Source organism: Streptomyces malaysiensis subsp. malaysiensis, from assembly GCF_040653035.1.
Lineage (GTDB): Bacteria > Actinomycetota > Actinomycetes > Streptomycetales > Streptomycetaceae > Streptomyces > Streptomyces malaysiensis.
In genome coordinates, this window is the sequence record NZ_JBEZNG010000005.1 from 110,543 (window position 1) to 133,049 (window position 22,507).

The following is a 22,507-nucleotide window of genomic DNA, read 5'->3' on the forward strand; positions in this document are numbered from 1 at the left end:
CGGACTCGTGCCCATCCTGGGTACGACGCGGTGAACAGGCCGGAAGTACGAACCGGGCGCTGAACCGCCAGCGCCGCCACGGCGGCCGGACCGGCCGAGACGACCACGGCCGGAGCCACGGCGGAGACGGCGTCTCCAAAGGCGCTAGAGACCCGGTGCGCCCCAGACCGGGAACCAGCGGCTCAGGTCCTCCTCGATCCGCAGATCGTCCCCGAGCAGCGCCCGCATCTGGAGCTCCAGCGCGTTGTCCCGCTTCTCCACGGCGCCCGGCAGCGGTGCGAAGGGGTAGAAGGTGCCGCGCTTGTAGAGATACACCAGCGCGAGCGAGCGGCCCGACGTGTCCTGGAAGCCGATCAGGGAGCACAGCAGCTGGGGGCCGAACCCCCCGTCCTGGAGCAGCGAATTGACCGCGTGCACATCATTGACCAGGGAGGCCACGTCGTCGGGCGCCTGCCGCGCCAGCAGCCAGGTGTAGCCGTACGCGTCCTGGCTGAACTCCACGGGGATCCCGCCCCGGTCCGTATCCGCGTCCAGCAGCTCCCGGACGTCCCGCTGGAGCTGGGAGAAGGCGCCGCCCTCCACGCTCGCGAAGCAGACCGAGCCCCGGCCGGTGGAGGTGAACCCCGCCCCCGCCTCCAGGGTGACCGCAGCCCCCGGAAGCCCGAAGAGCCGGTCGAGGTCGGGCCGCGCCGGCTTGCTGCGGCCCAGGATGGCGTCCCACAACCTCACGCCTCAGCCCCTTCCCGCCTGGCCCAGCTGGGCGGAGATCCGGCCGAGCTGGTCGAGCCGCCGCTCCAGCGTCGGATGCGAGGAGAACAGCCGGCTGACGCTCTCGCCGGAGAGCGCGGGCGCGAAGAAGAAGGCGTTGAACGGCTCGACCTTGCGCAGATCCCGGGTCGGGATCCGGGCCATCTGCCCCGTCACCTTGGTCAGCGCGGCGGCGAGCGCCGAGGGCCGCCCGGTCAGCAGCGCACCGGCGCGGTCGGCGGACAGCTCGCGGTAGCGGGACAGCAGCCGGGTCAGCAGAAAGCTGATCGCATAGACCACGGCGCTGATCAGCGGGATGAGCAGCACCGCGATGCCCACGTTGTTGTTGCGGCTGCCGCGGCTGAGCCCGCCCCACAGCGCCGCGCGGGTCATGATGCCCGCCAGCACGCCGAGGAAGGAGGCGATGGTCATGACCGCCACATCGCGGTGCGCCACATGCGACAGCTCATGGGCGAGCACGCCCTCCAGCTCCTGCGGCTCCAGCCGGCGCAGCAGCCCCGTGGTGGCGCACACCAGCGCGTTCCGCTGGTTGCGCCCGGTGGCGAAAGCATTCGGCACATCGGTGTCGGCGATGGCCACCCGCGGCTTGGGCATGTCCGCGAGCGCGCACAGCCGGTCCACCGCACCGTGCAGCTCGGGGGCCTGCTGCGGGGTGACCTCCCGGGCACCCATGCTGAACGCCGCGATCCGGTCGCTGAACCAGAACTGCGCCACGAACAGCCCTCCCGCGATGATCACGATCAGCGGCCAGGCGCCCTTGAACACGGCGAGCAGCACACCGATGAAGACCACGTAGAGCAGCCCGATGAAGAACATCGTCGTGACCATGCGAGTGGTCAGCCCCCGGTCAGGGGCATAGCGGGTACGGGGCATGAGGTGCCTCCCCAGTGACGCGACGCCAAGGGCTCTGTACCGATGGCGCCAAAGGCTCTATACCCGATTCTGCCGCTTATCGGACGATCCGCGCCGCGTCCCTGGTCCCTTATTCGGTGATCTGCATTCGGTGATCTGCTATTCGGTTTCGGTGATCTGCTATTCGGTGATCTGCGCCGCGCCCTCCAAGGCAATCTTCTCGAAGACCCCGAGGTCGGCCGCGAAGATCGAATCGGGGATCGGCCAGTGCAGCACGATCTCGTCCATGCCCAGCTCGGCATGGCGTCCGGCGAACTCCACGAACGCGTCCACCGAGCTGAGCGGCCCCGCCGCCTCCGGGGTGAAACCGGTGAGCAAGATCTTGTCGAGCTCGCCCGGGTCCCGCCCGGCCTCCGCGCACGCCCGGCCCAGCCGCTCGATCTGACCGCCGATGGCAGCCAGCGAATCGTCCGGGGTGCCGGTCTCGGAGATCTTCGGATCGCCCGTGGTCACCCACGCCTGGCCGTGTCGCGCCGCGAGCCGCAGCCCGCGCGGACCGGTGGCGGCCACCGCGAACGGCAGCCGCGGCCGCTGCACACAGCCGGGGACGTTGCGCGCCTCGTGGGCGCTGTAGTGCGTGCCCTCGTACGTCACCACGTCGTGCGTCAGCAGCCGGTCGAGCAGCTCGACGAACTCGCCGAACCGGTCCGCCCGCTCCCGGGGCGACCACGGCTCCTCACCGCCCCGCAGCAGCGTCGTCGCGTCGAAGCCGGAGCCGCCCGCGCCGATGCCGAGCGTGATCCGCCCGCCGGACACATCGTCCAGCGTGATCAGCTCCTTGGCCAGCGTCACCGGATGCCGGAAGTTCGGGGAGGTGACCAGGGTGCCCAGCCGCAGCCGCGAGGTGGCCGCCGCGGCCGCCGTCAGCGTGGGGACCGCCCCGAACCAGGGTCCGTCGCGAAAGCTGCGCCAGGACAGGTGGTCATAGGTGTACGCGGCGTGGAAACCCAGCTCCTCGGCGCGCTGCCATATCTCCCGGCCGCTCTCGGACCAGCGGTGGACGGGCAGGATCACGGTGCTCACTCGCATACCGCGACCCTAAGCGGTGGGTGTGACAACGCCGCACCCGCGGGACGCCCGGGACCGCAGCGCAGGGCGACCACGCGCGCCACAGGCCGCGAACGAGCCTCGCAGGACGCGCAGCAGCACCCCAACGGCACCTCACCTCACTACTAGCACCTCACCTCACTACTAGCACCTCACCAGCACCGCGGGACGCGTACGAGCGCGCAGGGCGCGGGACGCCTACGGGCACCGCGCACCGGCACCGGCCCCTCACCGATGAGTGGCATATGCGGGAGGATGTTGCCGTGACTCCTGCGACCGAGCGGCCGAACACCCCGGCCACAGAGCGTTCCCGCCCCGCCCCGGCCCGGCCCCGGCTGATCGCCACCGACCTCGACGGCACCCTGCTGCGGGACGACAAGACGGTCTCCGACCGCACCGTGGCGGCGCTCGTGGCGGCCGAGCGCGCGGGCATCGAGGTGTTCTTCGTCACCGGCCGCCCGGCCCGCTGGATGGATGTCGTCAGCGCCCATGTGCACGGCCACGGCCTGGCGATCTGCGCCAACGGCGCCGCCGTGGTCGATCTGCACCAGGGCGGGCTGCCGATCGAGGTCCGCCCGCTCGCCACCGACCGGGCCCTCGCCGTCGTGGAGGCGCTGCGCGAAGCGGCCCCCGGCACCACCTTCGCGATCGAGCGCAGCGGCGGGATCTTCTACGAACCGCGGTACCCGCCGTTCCACCTCGACCCGGGCGCGATCGTCGCCCCCGCCGAGAAGCTGCTCCACGACGGGTTCGCCCACGCCGACATGCCGGTCCTCAAGCTGCTCGCCCACCACCCCGAGCTGGCGCCCGACGCCTTCCTCCAGCTGGCCCGCTCGGTGGCCGGGGCCCACGGCGACTTCACCCGCTCCAGCCCGTCCGCCCTGCTGGAGGTCAGCGGGCTCGGGGTCAGCAAGGCCAGCACCCTGGCCCGGTGCTGCGCCGAGCGCGGGATCTCGGCCGCGGATGTCGTGGCGTTCGGGGACATGCCCAACGACCTGGAGATGCTGATGTGGGCGGGCACCTCGTACGCGATGGCCAACGCCCATCCGGATGTGCTCGCCGCGACCACCCACCGCACGGCGAGCAACACCGAGGACGGCGTCGCCGCCGTCATCGAGCGGATGCTGGCGGGCTGACGAGCCGACGGGCCGACCCTGACGGGCCGATCCTGACGGGCTGAGCGCGCTGTGCCGCCCCCCGGCCACCGGACCGGGGGGCGGCGGGTTCACACGGCCGTGCTTACCAGAAGAAGACCAGGTAGCCGTTGCCACCGGCGGTGCCGGCGGAGCCCGCGCTGCCCGGGGTGTTGCCACCGGGGCCGCCGACGCCGCCGTCGCCGCCCGCGCTGGTGTTCGTCGGGGGCAGCTCGACGATGCCGTCGACCGCGTCGCCGCCCTCGCCGCCGTCGGCGCCGGAAGCCCCGTTCTCACCGGTGCGGTTCACCACGGAGAGGCTGTTGCAGGCGCCGGTGCCACCGGTGCCGCCGGTGCCCGGCGTGCCCGGGGCGGCCGTGCCGCCGCCACCGCCGGTACCGCCCGTACCGCCGCCGGCGATGAGCTGGACCCCGCTGGAGGAAGTCAGGGTGGTCGCCCCACCGTTGCCACCGGTACCCCCGGCACCACCGGGGTTGCCGCCCGCGGGGCCACCCGGACCTGCGGTGCCGGCGGTGCCACCGGTGCCCAGGTCCACGGCATAGCTGGCGAACGGCGTGACCGGGATGACGCACCAGGTGAAGCCGCCGGATCCGCCACCCCCACCGGTACCACCGGCGCCGGTCAGCGTCGCGCTGGCACCACCGCCACCACCGCCGCCACCGCCGCCCGCGCCCCACGCCTGGATGTGCACCGAGGTGACACCGGCGGGAGGCGTGAAGGTGCCGTCCGCGGTGAACTCCTGGATCCCGTGGATGATGGCCGGCGGCTTGGGCGGCTTCGGCCGACCGAAGCCGCCGCCCGTGGTGTCATCCGCCTGGGCGGCGGGGGACAGGGTCATCACCTGTCCGATGAGGGCCGCCGCGGTGACGGTGGCGAACAGGACCCGGCGACGCGTCCGGGATCGCTTGGGAGTGGGACTCTGGCTGTTCACGTCATGACTTCCTTCCCCGCGATCGGGCCAACATCTGTCGCGGAGTGCGATGGGATACGAAGGACCGAACGGCCCGCGAGGCTCATCCCACCGTCGGCCACCACGACCCGCACTCTGACGAGGCGCTAGTTGGCCCGCGTAGGTGAGCCGTTGAGCCGCCCGAGCGACAAACGCCGCCCCGGGGCGGCGTGTCAGACGCGGAGCGACCGGTCAGGCGCGTAACGGCCGTGAGGCGCGCAGCGGCCTCGTCAGGCGCCCATCGGGATGACCGGCACGAGGCCCACGGCGGCCCCGTCGAGCGCCTCATGACCACCGGCACCTTCAGGGTGGGACTGCCACCCGGCCGTCCTCGACACGAGGCACACAGCCGCCCGTCAGGCGCATAGCGGCGTCCGACACACAGCGACGGCCAAGCGCATAGCGGCCATGAGCCGCCAAGCGGCATGGAGTCCGCAGCAGCCCGCGAGGCACCCGGCGCCATGCGGCGCACAGCCGCGCGGCCGCCCGTCAGGCTCGTAGCGGCCATAGGGCGCGCGGCGGTCTCGTCAGATGCTCGGCGGCCCAGGGGCCATACCAGCGCCCTCAAGCGCCCAGCCGCGTGAGGCTCGCCACGTCAGCCCCTCAAGCACCCAAAACGTTAGCGAGACACACAAAACCCCATCAAGCGCCCTCGCCAGGTAGTGGTGCCTCCCACGTCACCGCCGTGCCGCGACCGCCCTCCCCCAGGCCGGGGCCGAAGGCGCTCGATCCGCCCAGGGCCTCGGCCCGCCGAGCCAGGTTCGCCAGGCCGCTGCGCCGGCCGCCCGCGGGCACGCCCACGCCGTCGTCGGCGACCGTCAGCCGGACCGCCGGGCGCCCGTCCGCGAGCCGAGCCGTGGCGTCCACGACCACCTCGATCCGCTGTGCCCGGGCGTGCCGGAAGGCGTTGGACAGCGCCTCGCGCAGTGCCGCGACGAGATGGGCGCCGGTCATCGGGCCGACCTGGTCGTCCACCGGGCCCACGAAGGTCAGGGACGGCTGGAAGCCCAGCGGTACGGCGGCCGCCCTGACCTCGCGCAGCACCCGGCCGCGCAACCCGGCCGGGGTTTCGGGCGGGGCCTGCTGGAGCGCGTAGATCGCCGTCCGCACCTCCTGGATGGTGGCGCCGAGTTCCTCGACGGCCCGCTCGATCCGCGCCCGCACCTCCGGCGCGTCCGACCGGCGTTCCGCGCTTTCCAGCAGCATCGCGGCCGCGAAGAGCCGCTGGACCACGAGGTCGTGGAGATCGCGGGCGATCCGGTCGCGCTCCTCGAGGACCACGAGCCGTTCCCGGTCGCGCTGCGCCTCGGCGAGCACCAGCGCGATCGCCACCTGCGCCGCGAACTGGGCGGCCAGAGCGCGCTCGCTGGCCGTGAACGGGCGGCCGCCGCGCTCGCGCGCGGTGGCCAGCGCGCCGAGCACCCGGTCGCCGCTGCTCATCGGCACCATCAGGCTCGGCCCGTAGCGCCCGGGGGCGCTGGTGCCGAGCAGCGGGTCGGCGGCCGGATCCTCGATGAGGACCGGCTGCCCGGCCAGCAGCCTCGGCACGGCCGGGGAGCGGGCCGGAAGCGCCGTGCCGAGCAGCCCGGACGGCTCGTCGGCGGCCACCGCCGCGACCTTCAGCCCGCCGCCACCCTCCTCCGGCAGCAGCACGATCCCCACCGCCGCGTCCGCGAGCTCCCGGACCTTCTCGGCGACCACGGACGGCCCGCCGCCCATCCCGCCTCCGGCACTGTCCCCGGCGCCGCCGGACAGCAGCGCCTGGGTGACGGCCACCGCCCCCTCGATCCAGCGCTCGCGCTGCCGGGTGGCCCCTTGGACGCGGGTGTGGCCGATGGCGATCCCCGCCTCGGTCGCCAGCACCTCGACCAGATGCCGGTCGGACTCGGTGAACGGACCGCCGTCCCGCTTCCCGGCGAGGCAGAGGGTGCCGAAGGTCTCCTCCCCCACCCGCAGCGGAACGGCCAGATACGAGCCCTGCGGCCCGGCGGCCGAGGGCACCCCGGTGCGGCGCGCCTCGGCGAGCAGTTCCGCGCACCCCTCCCGGTCGGCCTCGGTCTCGCCGTACGTGACCACATCGGCCAGGCCCCCCTGGCCCGCGGCCGCGTCGCCCTCGGCATGGTGCACCCCGATCGCGGCGCGGCGGGCACCCACCAGCTCGGCCGCAGTGCGGACGATCCGGTCGAGGACGGTGTGCGCGTCCGGCCCGGTGCCGAGCGCGCGCATCGCCTCGAGCAGCCGCGGCAGCCGGGCCGTGAGCTCGGTGGACAGCCCTCGCAGACCGCGGGTCGCCTCCGCGGCCACGTCCAGAGGGTCGGGGGAGGGGGCAGCGGCCGCCATGCCGTCGAGCCTAATGAATGCGGCGGATGAACGCCCTGCCGTGCCAGGCCCTGTCCGGTGGACTTTGGCGGCGCCTGTGGCACGACGGGCCGACGCCACGGAGCCCCGCCGTGGCCGGGGGCGCTGGGCGCCGCGTCGGCAGGCCCGTGAGGACCCGCCGACGGGGCCTGGTGGGCGCCCCGTGCCCGGCACCCACGGGCGCCGGGCCGGGCCGTCGCGGGCCCCGCGGCATCAGCCACACAGAACCTGCCCAAGCCCCCACCAGCACTCCACCCTCCACGTCGTCCTCCCGCCAGGGCCACACCTGCCCGGCACCCACCGCGCCAGGCCAGGCCGTCACCGACCCCACAGCATCAACCGCACAGAACCTTGCCGACACCCAGGCGCCCAGCCCCCACCAGCACTCCACCCTCCACGTCCTCCCGCTCCAGCATCCGGCGGAACGGTCCGTCGGCCGAGGCCAGCTCCTCGTACGTCCCGCGCTGGACGGCCCGGCCCCCGTCGAGCACGATCACCTCGTCCACCGCGGCCAGGCCCGCCAGCCGGTGGGTGATCAGGACAGTGGTGCGCCCCCGGGTCGCCGACAGCAGGTCGGCCGTCAGCGCGTCGGCCGTGGGCAGATCCAGATGCTCGGCCGGTTCGTCCAGCACCAGCACCGGGAAGTCCGCCAGCAGCGCGCGGGCCAGCGCCAGCCGCTGCCGCTGACCGCCGGAGAGCCGTGCGCCCTGCTCGCCGACGAGCGTGTCCAGGCCGTCCGGCAGCCCGTCCACCCAGTCCAGCAGCCGGGCTCCGGCCAGCGCCGAGCGGAGCTCGTCATCGCTCGCGCCGGGGCGCGCCAGCCGCAGGTTCTCGCGCAGCGAACTGTCGAAGACATGGGCGTCCTGGGCGCAGAGGCCGACGAGCCGCCGTACCGCGTCCCCGTCCAGGGTGGCGGCGTTACGGCCCGCCAAGGTGTAGGTGCCGCCCTCGGGGTCCAGGAAGCGGAGCAGCACCTGGGCGAGGGTGGACTTGCCCGCCCCCGATGGGCCGACGACCGCGACCCGGCGCCCCGGGCGCAGCTCCAGCCCGAACCCGTCCAAGGCGGGTGCGGACTGCCCGGGGTGGCGGGCGGTGATCCCGCGCAGTACGAGCGGATACGGCGTGCTGGGCGCCTCCTCGCGCCGCGCCTCGTCGGGTTCGCGCACCGGAAGCGGCTCGTCCAGCACCTCGTACACCCGCTCCGCGGCCCGCCGCACCCGCTGCCGGTGCTGCACCGCGAGCGGCAGCCCCGCGACGGCCTCGAAGGCGGCGAGCGGGGTCAGCACCACGACCGCCAGCCACACCCCGTGGATCCGACTGTCCGCCACGGCCGGCACCCCCACCCACGCCGCTGCCGCCACGGTCAGCCCGCAGACCAGCGCGGACAGCCCGGCACCGGTGCCGGCGGCGGCCGCCGTACGCCGGGCGATCCGGGTGAGCGCCCCATCGGCGCGGCGTACCTCGTCCAGCCGGCGCGGCAGCGCGCCCGCGACGGTCAGCTCGGCGGCACCCGCGAGCAGATCGACGACCTGCGCCGAGAGGGCACCGCGCGCCGGTGCCAGGCGGCGCTCCGCCCGCCGCGCGAGCGCCCCGGACACGGCGGGCACTACGACCCCCGCCACCAGCAGCCCCGCCGCCAGTACGGCCCCGGCCTCGGGCAGCACCCAGGTGAGGAAGCCCACCGAGGCCGCGCCGACGATCAGCGCGGTGCCGACCGGCAGCAGCCAGCGCAGGAAGTAGTCCTGGACGGCGTCCACGTCGGCTACCAGCCGGGAGAGCAGATCGCCGCGCCGCGTCCGGCCGAGCCCGGCGGGCGCCAGCCGCTCCAGCCTCCGGTAGACGGCGACCCGCAGCTCGGCCAGCACCCGCAGCACGGCGTCATGCGAGACGAGGCGCTCGGCGTAACGGAAGACGGCCCGCCCGATCCCGAACGCCCGGGTCGCGGTGACCGCCACCATCAGATACAGCACGGGCGGCTGCTGCGCGGCCCGCGAGATCAGCCACCCGGAGACGGCCATCAGCCCGACCGCGCTCAGCAGAGCGAGGCTCCCAAGCAACAGGGCCAGCCCAAACCGCCCCCGCCCACCACGAGCCCCCACCCGCACCCGAGCCAACACACCGCGCGGCGAACGTGCCCCGGTCCGGTACGACGAGACCGAGCCGCGCGACACGGCCAGGCGAGCGGACGCGACCGGGCCATCCGCCGCAGCCAGCCCCGTCCCGTCCAGCCCAGGCCGCGCCTCGCCCAACCGCCCACCGCGTCCGGCATCCGCCATCGGCCCACGCCCGCCACCGGACACAGCAGCCGGTACCCGCTCCGCACCCGCATCCGGCACGGCCAAACCGTGCGACGCAACCAGGCCATCCGACCCGGCCCGCGCCTCGCCCAACCCCCGGCCGCACCCGGCATCCGACGTCGGCGCCTGCGCGGCGCCCGATACGGCGGCGGGCGTGCGCTCCGCGCCAGCGGCCGCATCCGCCATCGGCTCATGCGCGCCACCGGGAACATCAGCCCGTGCCCGCCCCGCACCCGCGGCCGCTTCCAACTCGGACAGTCGCACCTCTGCACACCGACGCACGGATACGCACGCCTCGGTGCGTAGGTCCCCGGCCGCACCCGCGCCACCCCCCGCCGTCTCGCGCCCGGCAGCCGGCAAAGCAGCCACAGGGGCCCCGGCACCGGCACCGGACCCGGCACCACCCTCCGGCCCCGCCAGTCGCAGGACGCGGTCGGCCAGCGGAAGCAGTGCCGGGCGGTGGACCACCAACAGCACGGTGCGGCCCTCGGCCAGCCTCCGCACCGCCTCGACGACCGACGCCTCCGTCTCACCGTCCAGGTTCGCCGTGGGCTCGTCCAGGAGCAGTACGGGCCGGTCGGCCAGGAAGGCGCGAGCCAGGGCGATCCGTTGTCGCTGGCCCGCGGACAGCCCCGCGCCCATTTCGCCGAGCCGGGTCTCGATCCCGTCCGGCAGGACGGAGACGAAGCCAAGCGCGTCCGCGTCCCGCAGGGCGGTCCGTACCGCCTCGTCGTCGGCGTCCGGCCGGGCCAGCCGGACGTTCTCGGCGATCGTCCCGGCGAAGAGATAGGGGCGCTGGGGCACCCAGGCGATCTGGAGCCGCCAGCTCTCCGGGTCGAGCGAGGCCAGGTCCCGGCCCCCGATCAGCACCCGGCCCTCGTGTGGCGCAGCGAAGCCCAGCACGGCGTTCAGCAGGGTCGTCTTCCCGGCACCGCTGGGGCCCACGACGGCGACCGTCTCACCCGCGCGGATCTCGAACGAGGTCCGGGCGAGGGACGGTTCGGCACGTCCGGGATGACGGACCACCAGCCCGTCCAGCGCCAGTGCGGCGCCCCGGGCGTCGGGGGCCGGTGAACCGCCCGCCTCCGAGGGCTCGCGCTCCAGCACCGCGAACACCTCGTCCGCCGCCGTCAGCCCCTCCGCCGCCGCGTGGTACTGCGCACCCACCTGCCGCAGCGGCAGATACGCCTCGGGCGCGAGCACCAGCACCACCAGCCCGGTGTAGAGGTCCATCTCGCCGTGCACCAGCCGCATTCCGATGTCGACCGCGACCAGCGCGACCGAGACCGTGGAGAGCAGTTCCAGGGCGAGGGAGGAGAGAAAGGCCAGCCGCAGCGTCTTGAGGGTGGCCCGCCGGTAGTCGGCCGTGATCGCGCGGATCGAGGCGGCCTGGGCCTTCGCCCGGCCGAAGACCTTGAGGGTCGGCAGCCCGGCGACGACATCGAGGAAGTGCCCGGACAGCCGGGACAGCAGCCGCCATCGACGGTCCATCCGGGACTGCGTGGCCCAGCCGATGAGCGCCATGAACAGCGGGATCAGCGGCAGCGTCGCGACGATGATCAGCGCGGAGATCCAGTCCGCGGTGACGATCCGGGCGAGCACCGCCACCGGTACCACCACGGCCAGCCCCAACTGGGGCAGATAGCGTGCGAAGTAGTCGTCCAGGGCGTCGATGCCCCGGGTGGCGAGGGTGGTGAGCTCACCGGTCCGCCGGGAGTCCAGCCAGCTCGGCCCCAGCCGCACGGCCCGCTCCACCAGTCGCAGCCGCAGCTCCGACTTGACCGCCGCACCGGCCCGATGGGCGGCCAGTTCGGTGAGCCAGGAGACGACCGCCCGGCCGACGGCGACCAGGGCCAGCAACCCCAGCGGAAGCGTCAGCGCCCGCACACCGTCGCCGTGCTGGAAGGCGCCCACCACGATCTCGGCGATCAGCATCGCCTGTGCGATGACCAGCCCCGCTCCGGCCAGGCCCAGCGCCACGGAGGCGGCCAGGAAGAAGCGGGTGGCCCGTGCGTACCGCAGCAGCCGGGGGTCGATTGGTTTCACGTGAAACACCGCACCCGCGTCAGTGGGCCGCGGGGATGTGCCGAGTGCCGATGCGCTTCCGGAAGACCCAGTACGTCCACGCCTGGTAGGCCATGATCAGCGGCATCATGATGACCCCGACCCAGGTCATGATCTTGAGCGTATAGGGGCTTGAGGAGGCGTTCGCCGCGGTCAGGCTCCACTCCGGGTCCAGCGAGGACGGCATGACATCGGGGAAGAGGGCCAGGAAGAGCATCGCGACGGCGGCCGCGATGGTCACCCCGGACAGTGTGAAGGCCCATCCCTCACGCCCCCGCTGGTTCATGATCAGCGCCGCGGCCAGCGCCAGGACGGCGATGGCGACCGCCACCAGACTGGACACGTTCCCGCTGTCCCCCTGCGTCCAGACCAGGAACGGCACCGCGACCACGACGGTGGCCAGGCCGAGCCGGGCCGCGCACCGCCGTGCCCGCGTCCGGATGTCCCCATCCGTCTTGAGCGCGGCGAAGACGGCGCCGTGGAAGGTGAACAGCACCAGCGTGACCACCCCGCCCAGCAGGGCGTACGGCGTGATCAGATCCGTCAGACCGCCCGCGTAGTTCCCGTCACGGCCGATCGGCACCCCGTGCACCAGATTGGCGAAGATCGCTCCCCAGAGGAACGCGGGCAGCAACGAGCACCAGAAGATCACCTGCTCCCAGTTGCGCTGCCAGCGGTCCTCGGGGCGCTTGTGCCGGTACTCGAAGGCGACACCGCGCAGGATCAGGCAGACCAGGACGGCCAGCAGCGGCAGATAGAAGCCGCTGAAGAGCGTCGCGTACCAGTCGGGGAAGGCGGCGAAGGTCGCCCCGCCCGCCGTGATCAGCCAGACCTCATTGCCGTCCCACACCGGCCCGATGGTGTTGATCAGGACCCGGCGCTCGGTGCGGTCGCGGGCGAGCAGCTTGGTCAGTACGCCGATGCCGAAGTCGAAGCCCTCCAGGAAGAAGTAGCCCGTCCACAGGACGGCGATCAGCAGAAACCAGAAGTCGTGAAGGTGCATGATCCTCTCCCGATCCTCTCCGGCCGTCAGTATGCGAAGGTCAGCGGCTTGTCGGCGTCCTCGTCCTCGACGGCGCCCCCGCCGACCGGACCGCCCGAGGGCAGCCGCAGCTTCGGGTCCTTGGCGGGCGGCTTCTCGTCGGTGTCCGGTCCGGCCTTGGCGTACTTGGCCAGCAGCCGCACCTCGATCACCGCGAGCGCCCCGTACAGCAGCGTGAAGACGCCGAGCGAGATCAGCACCTCGGTCCGGCCGACCCCGGGGGAGACCGCGTCGGCGGTCTTCATCAGCCCGTAGACCGCCCAGGGCTGACGGCCCATCTCGGTGAAGATCCAGCCGAAGGAGTTGGCGATCAGCGGGAAGCCCATGGTGAGAATGCCGATCCGCCAGGACCAGGTGGACAGCAGCGGGGCCATCTCACGCTTCTTGGTGAGCATGAGCCGGGGCACCTCGTCCTCGCCGGTGCGGAAGGCGGGCGCCAGCCACAGCTTGCGCCGGGTCGTCCACAGCCCGATCAGCCCGGCGACGAACGAGGTCATCCCGAAGCCGATCATCAGCCGGAAGCCCCAGAAGGTCATGAAGATGCTGGGGATGTAGTCATCGGGCTGACCGCCGTAGGCGTCGGCCTCCCGCTGGGCGATGTCGTTGATCCCGGGGACGGAGTCGGTGAAGTTGCTGTGCGCCAGGAAGGAGAGCACCCCGGGGACCTCCAGCTCGACGCTGTTGTGCCCCTTGCTGACATCGCCGACGGCGAAGACCGAGAAGGGTGCGGGCGCCTGGGTCTCCCAGAGCGCCTCGGCGGCCGCCATCTTCATCGGCTGCTGCTCGAACATCACCTTGCCGAGCTGGTCACCGCTGATCGCCGTGCCGAGCCCGGCGATGACCGCGACCACCAGGCCCACCCGCAGCGAGGTCCGCATCGCCCCGATCTGCTTCTTCCGCCCCTCGCCCAGCTCCTCGCCGCGCGCCCGGAGGCGCTTGGCGCGCAGCAGATGGAGGGAGGAGATGCCGATGATGAAGGCGGCGCCGGTGAGGAAGGCCGCGGTCAGGGTGTGGAAGACCACGACGAGGGTGGTGTTCTGGGTCAGCACCGCCCAGATGTCGGTGAGCTGGGCCTTTCCGGTGGCCTTGTCGATGGTGTAGCCGGTCGGATGCTGCATCCAGGAGTTGGCGGCGAGGATGAAGTACGACGAGAGGATCGTGCCGATCGCGACGATCCAGATACAGGCGCAGTGGATCTTCTTGGGCAGCTTGTCCCAACCGAAGATCCACAGACCTATGAAGGTGGACTCGAAGAAGAAGGCCAGCAGGGCCTCCATCGCGAGCGGGGCGCCGAAGACATCACCGACGAAGCGGGAGTAGTCCGACCAGTTCATACCGAACTGGAACTCCTGCACGATGCCGGTGACCACACCCATCGCGATGTTGATCAGGAAGAGCTTGCCCCAGAACTTGGTGGCGTGGAAGTACTTCTCCTTGCCCGTACGGACCCAGGCGGTCTCCAGACCCGCCGTGATCGCGGCAAGAGAGATCGTCAGCGGCACGAAGAGGAAGTGGTAGACCGTTGTGATGCCGAATTGCCACCGGGCCAGCGTCTCCGGCGCCAGAGCCAGATTCACCTGAATCTCTCCTTACGGTCGTGCCTGCTCGCGGACGAGCTTGTGAACGTATTCACATTCACAAGCAATGATACGCACACGGCTTCGCCCCCTCCCACCAGGGGGGTGGGAGGGGGCGAATGCGGCACGTATGGATATCCTTCGCACCTCGCAGCGGGGCCGATGCCCCCTTGGCGGCCCCGCGGACGGCCGCCCCGCGCGGCTCAGAGCTCCTTGCGGAACTCCTCCGCGGTCCGCAGGAAGATCTCGTTCGCCTCGCGCTCGCCGATCGTCACCCGCACCCCCTCGCCCGGGAACGGACGGATGACCACGCCCGCCGCCTCGCACGCCACCGCGAAGTCGGCCGTGCGCTCCCCCAGCCGCAGCCAGACGAAGTTCGCCTGGGAGTCCGGGACCGTCCACCCCTGGGCGGTCAGCGCCTCCCACACCCGGCCCCGCTCGGTGACCAGCGCGTCCACCCGCTCCCGCAGCGCGTCCTCGCTGCGCAGCGAGGCCACCGCCGCGTCCTGGGCGAGCTGGCTCACGCCGAACGGCACCGCGGTCTTGCGCACCGCCGCCGCCACCGGCTCATGGGCGATCGCGAAGCCGACCCGCAGCCCGGCCAGGCCGTACGCCTTGGAGAAGGTGCGCAGCACACACACATTCGGCCGGTCGCGGTAGATGTCGATGCCATTGGGGACCCGGTCGTCCCGGATGAACTCGATGTACGCCTCGTCCAGCACCACCAGCACGTCGGACGGCACCCGCTCCAGGAAGCGTTCGAGCTCGGCGCGGCGCACCACGGTGCTGGTCGGGTTGTTGGGATTACAGACGAAAATCAGCCGAGTGCGGTCGGTGATGGCGTTCGCCATCGCCTCCAGATCGTGCTCCTCGGCATCGGTCAGCGGCACCTGCACCGCCGTCGCACCGGCGATCTGAGTGATGATCGGATATGCCTCGAAGGACCGCCAGGCGTAGATCACCTCATCGCCCGGTCCGGCCGTGGACTGGACCAGCTGCTGGGCGACACCGACCGAGCCGGTCCCGGTGGCCAGATGCTCCAGGGGCACATCGAAGCGGCTCGCGAGCTCGGCGATCAGCGCGGTGCAGGCGAGGTCCGGGTAGCGGTTGAAGGAGGCGGCGGCGTTCGCCGCGGTCTCCAGCACCCCGGCCAGCGGCGGATAGGGGTTCTCGTTGGAGGACAGCTTGAAGGCCAGGGGGCCGCCCGCGGCGGCCGGCTTACCGGGCTTGTACGTCGGAATGCCGTCCAGCGCGGCGCGCAGCTTGGGGCTCTTCTCGGTCACCGACAGTCCTCCTCGACCCATCCTGTCCCGGCCGTGCACAGCATTCGCACACGGCAATACTGCACACCTTATGAGGATTCCCCCGTCTCGCGTACCCGCCGGGGGGAGCCGCGTACCCGCCCCCGGCGCCCGCGTACCCACCGGGGGGAGCGCCCCACTTTTCCGCGTGCGCCCGTGGCGAGCGCCGTGGCGCGCATCACTCGTGCAGGTGAGTTGAGACCTCTTCGAGACATGTATCAATCAGCAGGTGTGGATATGCCAGGGGCGTCCAGAGGCCCGGTGGAACCCCCAACTGGCTTCACTTCCAAGGGAATTGGGGAAGGCGCTCATGCAGAAACGTGCCTTCCGAATACCGATGGCGGAATCGCGCAACCCTCCCACCCGCGCCCTACTATCGGCTGGCCATGACAGCAGCAGGGAAGCACCAGGTGAGCCGGTCGACCGGCCGCCGGTTAGGGCGGGCGGGCATCCGGGACGTGGCCGCCGCCGCCGGGGTCTCGATCACGACCGTCTCCGACGCGCTCAACGGCAAGGGACGGCTTCCGGAGGCCACCCGCCGCCATGTCCGCGAGGTCGCCGAGCGGCTGGGCTACCGCCCGTCCGCAGCGGCCCGCACCCTCCGTACCGGCAAGTCCGGCCTCATCGGCCTGACCGTGACCACGTACGGGGATGAACCTTTCACCTTCACCGAGTTCGCCTACTTCGCCGAGATGGCGCGGGCCGCCACCTCCGCCGCGCTGGCGCGCGGCTACGCCCTCGTCATCCTCCCCGCCACCTCACGCCACGACGTGTGGTCCAACGTCGCCCTCGACGGCACCGTGGTGATCGACCCCTCCGACCACGATCCGGTCGTCGCCGAGCTACTGCGCCAGGGCATCCCGGTGGTCAGCGACGGCCGCCCGGCCGGCTCCCTCCCGGTCACCGCCTGGGTCGACAACGACCACGAGGCGGCGGTGCTCGGACTGCTCGACCACCTCGCCGAGGCCGGCGCCCGCCGGATCGGGCTGCTCACCGGGACCTCCACCGACACCTACACCCGCCTGTCCACCACTGCGTACCTCCAGTGGTGCGAACGGGTGGGACAGGATCCGGTCTATGAGGCGTACCCGGCCCACGATCCTTGTGCCGGTGCCGTCGCCGCCGACCGGCTGCTCGCCCGCCCGGACCGCCCCGACGCGGTCTACGGCCTCTTCGACCCCAACGGCACCGACCTGCTCGCCGCCGCCCGCCGCTATGGGCTGCGCGTCCCGGACGATCTGCTGCTGGTGTGCTGTAGCGAATCGACCGTCTACCGGACCACCGAGCCGCCCATCACGACCCTCTCACTCAAACCCCGCCGGATCGGCACGGCGGTCGTACAGTTACTCATCGACGCCATCGAGGGCCTTGACGGCGACCAGCCCGTTGAACAGGTCATACCCACCGAATTGATGGTGCGGACGTCGTCACAGCGCCGTCCGCCACGTACGACGGTCAGCGCCCCGCGCAGCCGCTCCGGAGGCTGACCTGAGGGTGACTCAAGGATGACCCGAGGAGGACCTGAGGCCAATGGGCTTCCCCTACTGGGCCAATCCGGGATAAAAGTCCGACCAAGCAGGAGCGAGCAGCGATTGACGGCACCCTGGTGCGTCACAAGCCCTCACGGTCATTCCTATGATGGGCGGACGACACCGCGGACCGCCGTCGACCAGGCAAGGTCCACAAGGTGGCACGGCGGCGTGATGGTGGAGGGGTCGATGACTCAGGGGGCCGGTCTGGAAGCCACGGCAGGGACCACGGCTGCGATCCCGCTCGTGCCCGCGTACGGGGCGTCCACTCCGCCCAGCATGATCGCGCCCGGGGCCGTACCGCCCGGGGCCGGGCCCGCGCCCACCGCGCCGGGCCCCGCCGCGCCCGTACCGGCGCCAGCGCCCGCGCCCGAGGCGCCGGCTCCCGGGGCGCCCGCGCCCACCACGCCCCCGCCCGCCGAGTACACCCCGACCGAGCGGCTCCCGGTCATGGGCCCGGGGCACACCATCCCGGACACCCCGCTGGTCCCGCCGCAGGACCGCCCCACCGTGGCGCTCACCCCGGTGCCCGAGCCCGAGCAGGGCCCGCTCTCCCAGGACGAGGGGCCCGGCCCGCTGTACGTCGTGGGCGATGTCCACGGCTACCACGAGGAGCTGCGCGAGGCGCTCGCCGCCGAGGGCCTGATCGACGCCAAGGGCAACTGGTCCGCGGGCAACGCCCGGTTGTGGTTCCTCGGCGACTTCACCGACCGCGGCCCCGACGGCATCGGCGTCATCGACCTGGTCATGCAGCTGTCCGCCGAGGCCGCCGCGGCGGGCGGCTACTGCAAGGCGCTGATGGGCAATCACGAGCTGCTGCTGATCGGCGCCAAGCGGTTCGGCGACACGCCCGTCAACTCCGGTGCCGGAACGGCCTCCTTCCAGGCGGCCTGGCTGCTCAACGGCGGCCAGCGCACCGACATGGAGCGGCTCGAGGACCACCACCTCCAGTGGATGTCCCGGCTGGACGCCATGGCGGAGGAGGACGGCCATCTGCTGGTCCACTCCGACACCACCGCCTATCTGGAGTACGGCGACTCGATCGAGGCCGTCAACGACACCGTCACCGAGACCCTCCAGCGCAGCGACGCCGACGAGTGCTGGGACCTGTTCCGCAAATTCACCAAGCGGTTCGCCTTCCGCGACGAGGACTCCGGGCCCACGGCGGCCCGCGAATTGCTCGACACCTACGGCGGGGAGCGCGTCGTCCACGGCCACAGCCCCATTCCGTATCTGCTCGGCGAGGTCGGCTCCGAGGACGAGGACGGCGGCGCGCCCACCGTCGAGGGCCCGCATGTCTACGCGGACAATCTCGCCGTGGCCATGGACGGCGGCATCACGATGGCCGGAAAACTGCTGGTCGTGCAACTTCCCTTGGCGAACTGAGGGTTCAGCGAGCGCTGTCCGGGGCAGATAGAGAGCTTCACCGACGCGGGAGCAATTCACGAAACTTGCTGTCACCCCACGCCGGATCGGCTCTACCATCGGCTTATCCGTCGCAGGCTCTCCTCCGTTTCCGCCCGACTGCCCGGCGAAAGCCGGGTGTCACGGCCTTACGGAGCATCGGGGGATGCACCATGAAAAGCGCTCCGCACCTGCTGACCGAGGACCGCCCGGAGTTCGAGCGGGTTCTCGACGAGGCACTGCGCACCACCGACCGCCGCCCGGACCTCACCGGTGCCGGGCAGCGGCTCACCGCCGAGCAGCTGCGCACAATGGCGCTCGGCGCCTCGGCAGCGATAGCGGCATGCGCCGCCGCCGAATATCAGGACTACCGTGAAACTCGCGCCAAACTGCGCGAGCCCGCGCCGCTCTTCCCGCTCGCCGGGGACGTGGGCGAGCGCGAGCAGCCGGATGGCACGGTGGGGCTCGCCGGCGCGATGCAGGACGCCACGGGGGCGGGGCTCTTCGCCATGCTCGCGGTGCTGGCCCCGGTGCTCGCCGGCACCGCCGCGATCATCTTTCTCCTCGTCGGCTACATCCTCAACGTCCTCGATCCGGCGCCCTCCATCGCCGGGCCGATGGTCACCGCGGGCTGGCTCTTCGCCGCGCTGACCGCCGCGGGCATCCTGATCGCCGGCATCGGACTGCTGCTGACGGCGCTGCGCAACGGCTCCAGCGCGATCCGGGGCGAGGCGCGCAGCGAGCGGCTCGAGGAGGTGGACCGCGCCAGAGAGGTCTGGCGCCAGGCCCTGCTGGAGCGCGGCATCCTGCCGTTCCTCCACGAGGCCCTGGCCAACCCCTCGGCCCCGTCCCCCTCGGCCTACGTCCCGATCAACCCCGAGACGGTCAGCCGCACCCCGCACCTCGGCTACAGCCGCCCCGGCTTCAGCACCGACGGCGAAGGCCCCAAGGCCCGCCCCCGCTACAGCAGCCCGGACTACACCAGCCCCGACTACGGCGGACCGGAGCACCAGCCGGATTAGCACGGGTGCCGGATTAGCACTGATGGGCGGTTCGCCCTCGGATTGATCGCTTACCATCCTATCGAGCGAACTTCCGCCTATTCGGGGGAATTGATGGGCGGTGATGTTTAGCGTCCGTCAGTGGAGGTGATGCGCGATGCGCAAACACAACACACCGCCGGGCCCGTCCGCTCGGCACGACGCCATGGACGTCAACGACTTCGTCTACGCGGCCACGGGGGCCCGGCTTCGCCGACTGACCATGCCGGACGGCGAGCACTGGTTCCCAACGGTCGACGTCTGCGCGGAACTCGGCCACACCAACCCGCGAAAGGCGTTGGCGGACCATGTACAAGCTGGCGGAAAGTCTACGCTCGAGAACGTAACCTCACGTTACGGTCTCAGCATTCCAGCAGGTAGGGAGTGGCGCCGAGACTTGCATCTGGTGAATCTGCAAGGGCTGATTCAGCTCGTGAACGGCTGCACCAAGCCCGCGTGCCTGCCCTTCAAACAGTGGGTTTCCAGAGTGATCGCCACCGTCCAACGCGAGGGCTCATACGCGCTGGAGGTCTCCGAGATCTCCCGCCCCACTCCACCGAGCGAGCTCATGGACGCGATCGTCCGACTGGAGATGCGGACCGAACGCTTCCATACGGAGGTACTGGAGTCCCTGCACCGGTCCGAGCAGGCGTGGTCACAGATCCTCGACGCGCTGGGCTGCCGACCGGGCGCTGAGCCCGAGGCGGACAAGCGGGAGCTGAGGCTCAGGACGGAGAACCTGTTCGCACAGTGGAAGGACCGGCTGAGCATCACCGAGGACGTGTGGGCGGTGGCCGTCTACATCCTTCCCACGCTGGCCGAAGCCGGCCAGGTCGGCCACTCGCTGGAGACGCTCTCGACCAAGACGGGGCTCACTCGGCAGCGGGTGCACGACTGTCTGCGCTTTCTCCAGAAGCACCGCTGCATCCGTCAGAACGGGATGACGGACAGCGGGAACCCGATCTACGTGGCTGACCTTCCGCCCGCGTAGCGGCACGCTGAGGGTCCGAAGTCGCAAAAAGACGTTGCGGCTTCGGACCCGCCTCGCAGCGTATCGCCTGGTTCAATCCGCGGGCGCCGCTTTGCCGGACTCCACCCGCGATTTCGGCCTACGCGTCCGGGCTCAGTCCGCGAGCGGCAGGTACACGCGATTGCCCGCTGCCGCGAACTCCTTGGACTTCTGCGCCATACCGGCCTCGGCTTCCGCCGCGTCCATCGCGCCGCCGTGCTCACGGCGGATGTCTTGGGAGATCTTCATCGAGCAGAACTTCGGCCCGCACATCGAGCAGAAGTGTGCTGTCTTCGCCGGCTCCGCCGGGAGGGTCTCGTCGTGGAAGGAGCGGGCCGTGTCCGGGTCGAGGGCCAGGTTGAACTGGTCCTCCCAGCGGAATTCGAAGCGCGCGTCGGAGAGCGCGTCGTCCCATGCCTGGGCGTCCGGATGGCCCTTGGCCAGGTCGGCCGCGTGGGCGGCGATCTTGTAGGTGATCACGCCGGTCTTGACGTCATCGCGGTCCGGCAGGCCCAGGTGCTCCTTGGGGGTGACGTAGCAGAGCATCGCCGTGCCCCACCAGGCGATCATCGCAGCGCCGATGCCCGAGGTGATGTGGTCGTAGGCGGGGGCGATATCGGTGGTGAGGGGGCCCAGGGTGTAGAAGGGGGCCTCCTCGCAGACCTCCTGCTGGAGGTCGACATTCTCCTTGATCTTGTGCATCGGGACATGGCCCGGCCCCTCGATCATCGTCTGGACGCCGTGTTCCTTGGCGATCCGGTTGAGCTCGCCGAGCGTGCGCAACTCGGCGAACTGGGCCTCGTCGTTGGCGTCGGCGATCGACCCGGGGCGCAGTCCGTCGCCCAGCGAGTAGGTGACGTCGTACGCGGCGAGGATCTCGCACAGCTCCTCGAAGTGCGTATAGAGGAAGGACTCCTGGTGGTGGGCCAGGCACCACGCCGCCATGATGGAGCCGCCGCGGGAGACGATGCCGGTCTTGCGGCGGGCGGTCAGGGGGACGTACGGCAGCCGGACTCCGGCGTGGACGGTCATGTAGTCAACGCCCTGCTCGGCCTGTTCGATGACCGTGTCCTTGTAGATCTCCCAGGTCAGCTCCTCGGCCCTGCCGTCGACCTTCTCCAGCGCCTGATAGAGCGGCACGGTGCCGATGGGGACCGGGGAGTTCCGCAGCACCCATTCGCGGGTGGTGTGGATGTTGCGGCCGGTCGAGAGATCCATGACCGTGTCGGCGCCCCAGCGGGTCGCCCAGGTCATCTTCTCGACCTCCTCCTCGATGGAGGAGGTGACTGCGGAATTGCCGATGTTGGCGTTGACCTTCACCAGGAACCGCTTGCCGATGATCATCGGCTCGATCTCCGGGTGGTTGACATTGGCCGGGAGCACGGCGCGGCCCGCCGCGATCTCCTCCCGGACCACCTCGGGGGAGACGTTCTCACGGATCGCCACGTACTCCATCTCCGCCGTGACCTCGCCCCGCCGCGCATAGGCGAGTTGGGTCACGGGGACGCCCGGCCGTCCGCTCCGGGGCTGGCGCGGACGGCCGGGGAAGACCGCGTCGAGGTTGCGCAGTCCGCCGCGGGGCGAGGTGTGCTTGATCCCGTCGTCCTCGGGGCGGACGGGGCGGCCCGCGTACTCCTCGGTGTCGCCGCGGGCGATGATCCAGTTCTGCCGCAGCGGCGCCAGGCCGCGGCGGACATCGGTCTCGATGTTGGGGTCGGTGTACGGGCCGGAGGTGTCGTACAGCGTCACGTCCTGGCCGTTGGTGAGGTGCACTCGGCGGACCGGGACCCGGAGGTCCGGGCGCGAACCCGCGACATATCCCTTATGCCAGCCGAATTCAGCCTTTTCGGCGCGCGATTGTGCATCCTGCTGAGTCATGAGACCCACTCCCTACGCCGGCATTACCCGGTAACAGGTTCAGCGGTCGGCGCAGCTTCAGCGTCAGCGCCCTCTCAGCCCGGTGCTCCGAGCTCCCGCGATTGCAAAGGTTCGTCACCACGCTAACGGTTTATCCACAGCGCTGAACAGAGGGCCCACGTCTCTTGCGATGATGCGA

The 22,507-nt window shown here is 71.6% G+C and carries 15 protein-coding genes; 5 read left to right on the forward strand and 10 right to left on the reverse strand.

Features of this window, described 5'->3' with window-relative positions:
* Positions 1-144: 144 nt before the first annotated feature.
* The 3 genes from pspAB to AB0E24_RS12420 form a co-directional block, all read right to left on the reverse strand.
* Positions 145-729 (reverse strand): PspA-associated protein PspAB, encoded by a 585-nt coding sequence (gene pspAB, locus AB0E24_RS12410; RefSeq protein WP_069861124.1) that lies wholly within the window; start codon positions 727-729, stop codon positions 145-147.
* A 3-nt stretch (positions 730-732) separates the two neighbouring features.
* Positions 733-1,641, reverse strand: a complete 909-nt coding sequence (htpX, locus tag AB0E24_RS12415; RefSeq protein ID WP_069861126.1) for a zinc metalloprotease HtpX — start codon at positions 1,639-1,641, stop codon at positions 733-735.
* Between the two features lie 159 nt (positions 1,642-1,800).
* Positions 1,801-2,709 carry an LLM class flavin-dependent oxidoreductase gene (locus AB0E24_RS12420; protein WP_359376532.1) on the reverse strand — a complete coding sequence of 303 codons (909 nt, stop codon included), beginning with the start codon at positions 2,707-2,709 and terminating at the stop codon, positions 1,801-1,803.
* A 263-nt stretch (positions 2,710-2,972) separates the two neighbouring features.
* Between AB0E24_RS12420 and AB0E24_RS12425 the strand changes: the two genes are divergently transcribed.
* A complete protein-coding gene (locus AB0E24_RS12425) occupies positions 2,973-3,863 on the forward strand; it encodes a Cof-type HAD-IIB family hydrolase (RefSeq protein ID WP_269788774.1) in 891 nt (296 codons plus the stop codon).
* Between the two features lie 103 nt (positions 3,864-3,966).
* On the opposite strand, the gene AB0E24_RS12430 is transcribed toward AB0E24_RS12425, so the two are convergent.
* The 6 genes from AB0E24_RS12430 to hisC form a co-directional block, all read right to left on the reverse strand.
* Positions 3,967-4,812, reverse strand: coding sequence for a hypothetical protein (locus AB0E24_RS12430; protein ID WP_069861132.1), 846 nt, complete (start codon positions 4,810-4,812; stop codon positions 3,967-3,969).
* Between the two features lie 660 nt (positions 4,813-5,472).
* On the reverse strand, positions 5,473-7,170 hold the full coding sequence (locus AB0E24_RS12435; protein ID WP_359376536.1) for a sensor histidine kinase: 1,698 nt from the start codon (positions 7,168-7,170) through the stop codon (positions 5,473-5,475).
* 353 nt (positions 7,171-7,523) lie between these two features.
* Positions 7,524-11,531 carry a thiol reductant ABC exporter subunit CydD gene (cydD, locus tag AB0E24_RS12440; protein ID WP_359376539.1) on the reverse strand — a complete coding sequence of 1,336 codons (4,008 nt, stop codon included), beginning with the start codon at positions 11,529-11,531 and terminating at the stop codon, positions 7,524-7,526.
* A 19-nt stretch (positions 11,532-11,550) separates the two neighbouring features.
* On the reverse strand, positions 11,551-12,552 hold the full coding sequence (gene cydB / locus AB0E24_RS12445) for a cytochrome d ubiquinol oxidase subunit II (protein ID WP_283885780.1): 1,002 nt from the start codon (positions 12,550-12,552) through the stop codon (positions 11,551-11,553).
* A gap of 26 nt (positions 12,553-12,578) precedes the next feature.
* On the reverse strand, positions 12,579-14,168 hold the full coding sequence (locus AB0E24_RS12450) for a cytochrome ubiquinol oxidase subunit I (RefSeq protein ID WP_359376541.1): 1,590 nt from the start codon (positions 14,166-14,168) through the stop codon (positions 12,579-12,581).
* 203 nt (positions 14,169-14,371) lie between these two features.
* On the reverse strand, positions 14,372-15,451 hold the full coding sequence (gene hisC / locus AB0E24_RS12455; protein ID WP_069861139.1) for a histidinol-phosphate transaminase: 1,080 nt from the start codon (positions 15,449-15,451) through the stop codon (positions 14,372-14,374).
* Positions 15,452-15,855: 404 nt separating this feature from the next.
* Here hisC and AB0E24_RS12460 point away from each other — a divergent pair, with 404 nt between their 5' ends.
* The 4 genes from AB0E24_RS12460 to AB0E24_RS12475 all read left to right on the forward strand — a co-directional run bounded on the left by AB0E24_RS12460 (position 15,856) and on the right by AB0E24_RS12475 (position 20,433).
* Positions 15,856-16,956, forward strand: a complete 1,101-nt coding sequence (locus AB0E24_RS12460) for a LacI family DNA-binding transcriptional regulator (protein ID WP_079152833.1) — start codon at positions 15,856-15,858, stop codon at positions 16,954-16,956.
* A 231-nt stretch (positions 16,957-17,187) separates the two neighbouring features.
* Positions 17,188-18,384, forward strand: a complete 1,197-nt coding sequence (locus AB0E24_RS12465; protein WP_435865271.1) for a metallophosphoesterase — start codon at positions 17,188-17,190, stop codon at positions 18,382-18,384.
* 191 nt (positions 18,385-18,575) lie between these two features.
* On the forward strand, positions 18,576-19,424 hold the full coding sequence (locus AB0E24_RS12470) for a hypothetical protein (protein WP_100806774.1): 849 nt from the start codon (positions 18,576-18,578) through the stop codon (positions 19,422-19,424).
* A gap of 241 nt (positions 19,425-19,665) precedes the next feature.
* Positions 19,666-20,433 carry a BRO-N domain-containing protein gene (locus AB0E24_RS12475; protein WP_359377026.1) on the forward strand — a complete coding sequence of 256 codons (768 nt, stop codon included), beginning with the start codon at positions 19,666-19,668 and terminating at the stop codon, positions 20,431-20,433.
* Between the two features lie 132 nt (positions 20,434-20,565).
* Here AB0E24_RS12475 and thiC read toward each other — a convergent pair whose 3' ends face one another.
* Positions 20,566-22,329 carry a phosphomethylpyrimidine synthase ThiC gene (thiC, locus tag AB0E24_RS12480; RefSeq protein WP_069861149.1) on the reverse strand — a complete coding sequence of 588 codons (1,764 nt, stop codon included), beginning with the start codon at positions 22,327-22,329 and terminating at the stop codon, positions 20,566-20,568.
* Positions 22,330-22,507 lie beyond the last annotated feature (178 nt).

Bases quoted from the DNA above. Each gene is read 5' to 3' on its own strand.
- htpX (WP_069861126.1), bottom strand. From the start codon at position 1,641: ATGCCCCGTACCCGCTATGCCCCTGACCGGGGGCTGACCACTCGCATG.
- AB0E24_RS12420 (WP_359376532.1), bottom strand. From the start codon at position 2,709: ATGCGAGTGAGCACCGTGATCCTGCCCGTCCACCGCTGGTCCGAGAGC.
- AB0E24_RS12425 (WP_269788774.1), top strand. From the start codon at position 2,973: ATGCGGGAGGATGTTGCCGTGACTCCTGCGACCGAGCGGCCGAACACC.
- AB0E24_RS12435 (WP_359376536.1), bottom strand. From the start codon at position 7,170: ATGGCGGCCGCTGCCCCCTCCCCCGACCCTCTGGACGTGGCCGCGGAG.
- cydB (WP_283885780.1), bottom strand. From the start codon at position 12,552: ATGCACCTTCACGACTTCTGGTTTCTGCTGATCGCCGTCCTGTGGACG.
- AB0E24_RS12460 (WP_079152833.1), top strand. From the start codon at position 15,856: ATGACAGCAGCAGGGAAGCACCAGGTGAGCCGGTCGACCGGCCGCCGG.
- AB0E24_RS12465 (WP_435865271.1), top strand. From the start codon at position 17,188: ATGACTCAGGGGGCCGGTCTGGAAGCCACGGCAGGGACCACGGCTGCG.
- AB0E24_RS12470 (WP_100806774.1), top strand. From the start codon at position 18,576: ATGAAAAGCGCTCCGCACCTGCTGACCGAGGACCGCCCGGAGTTCGAG.
- AB0E24_RS12475 (WP_359377026.1), top strand. From the start codon at position 19,666: ATGCCGGACGGCGAGCACTGGTTCCCAACGGTCGACGTCTGCGCGGAA.
- thiC (WP_069861149.1), bottom strand. From the start codon at position 22,329: ATGACTCAGCAGGATGCACAATCGCGCGCCGAAAAGGCTGAATTCGGC.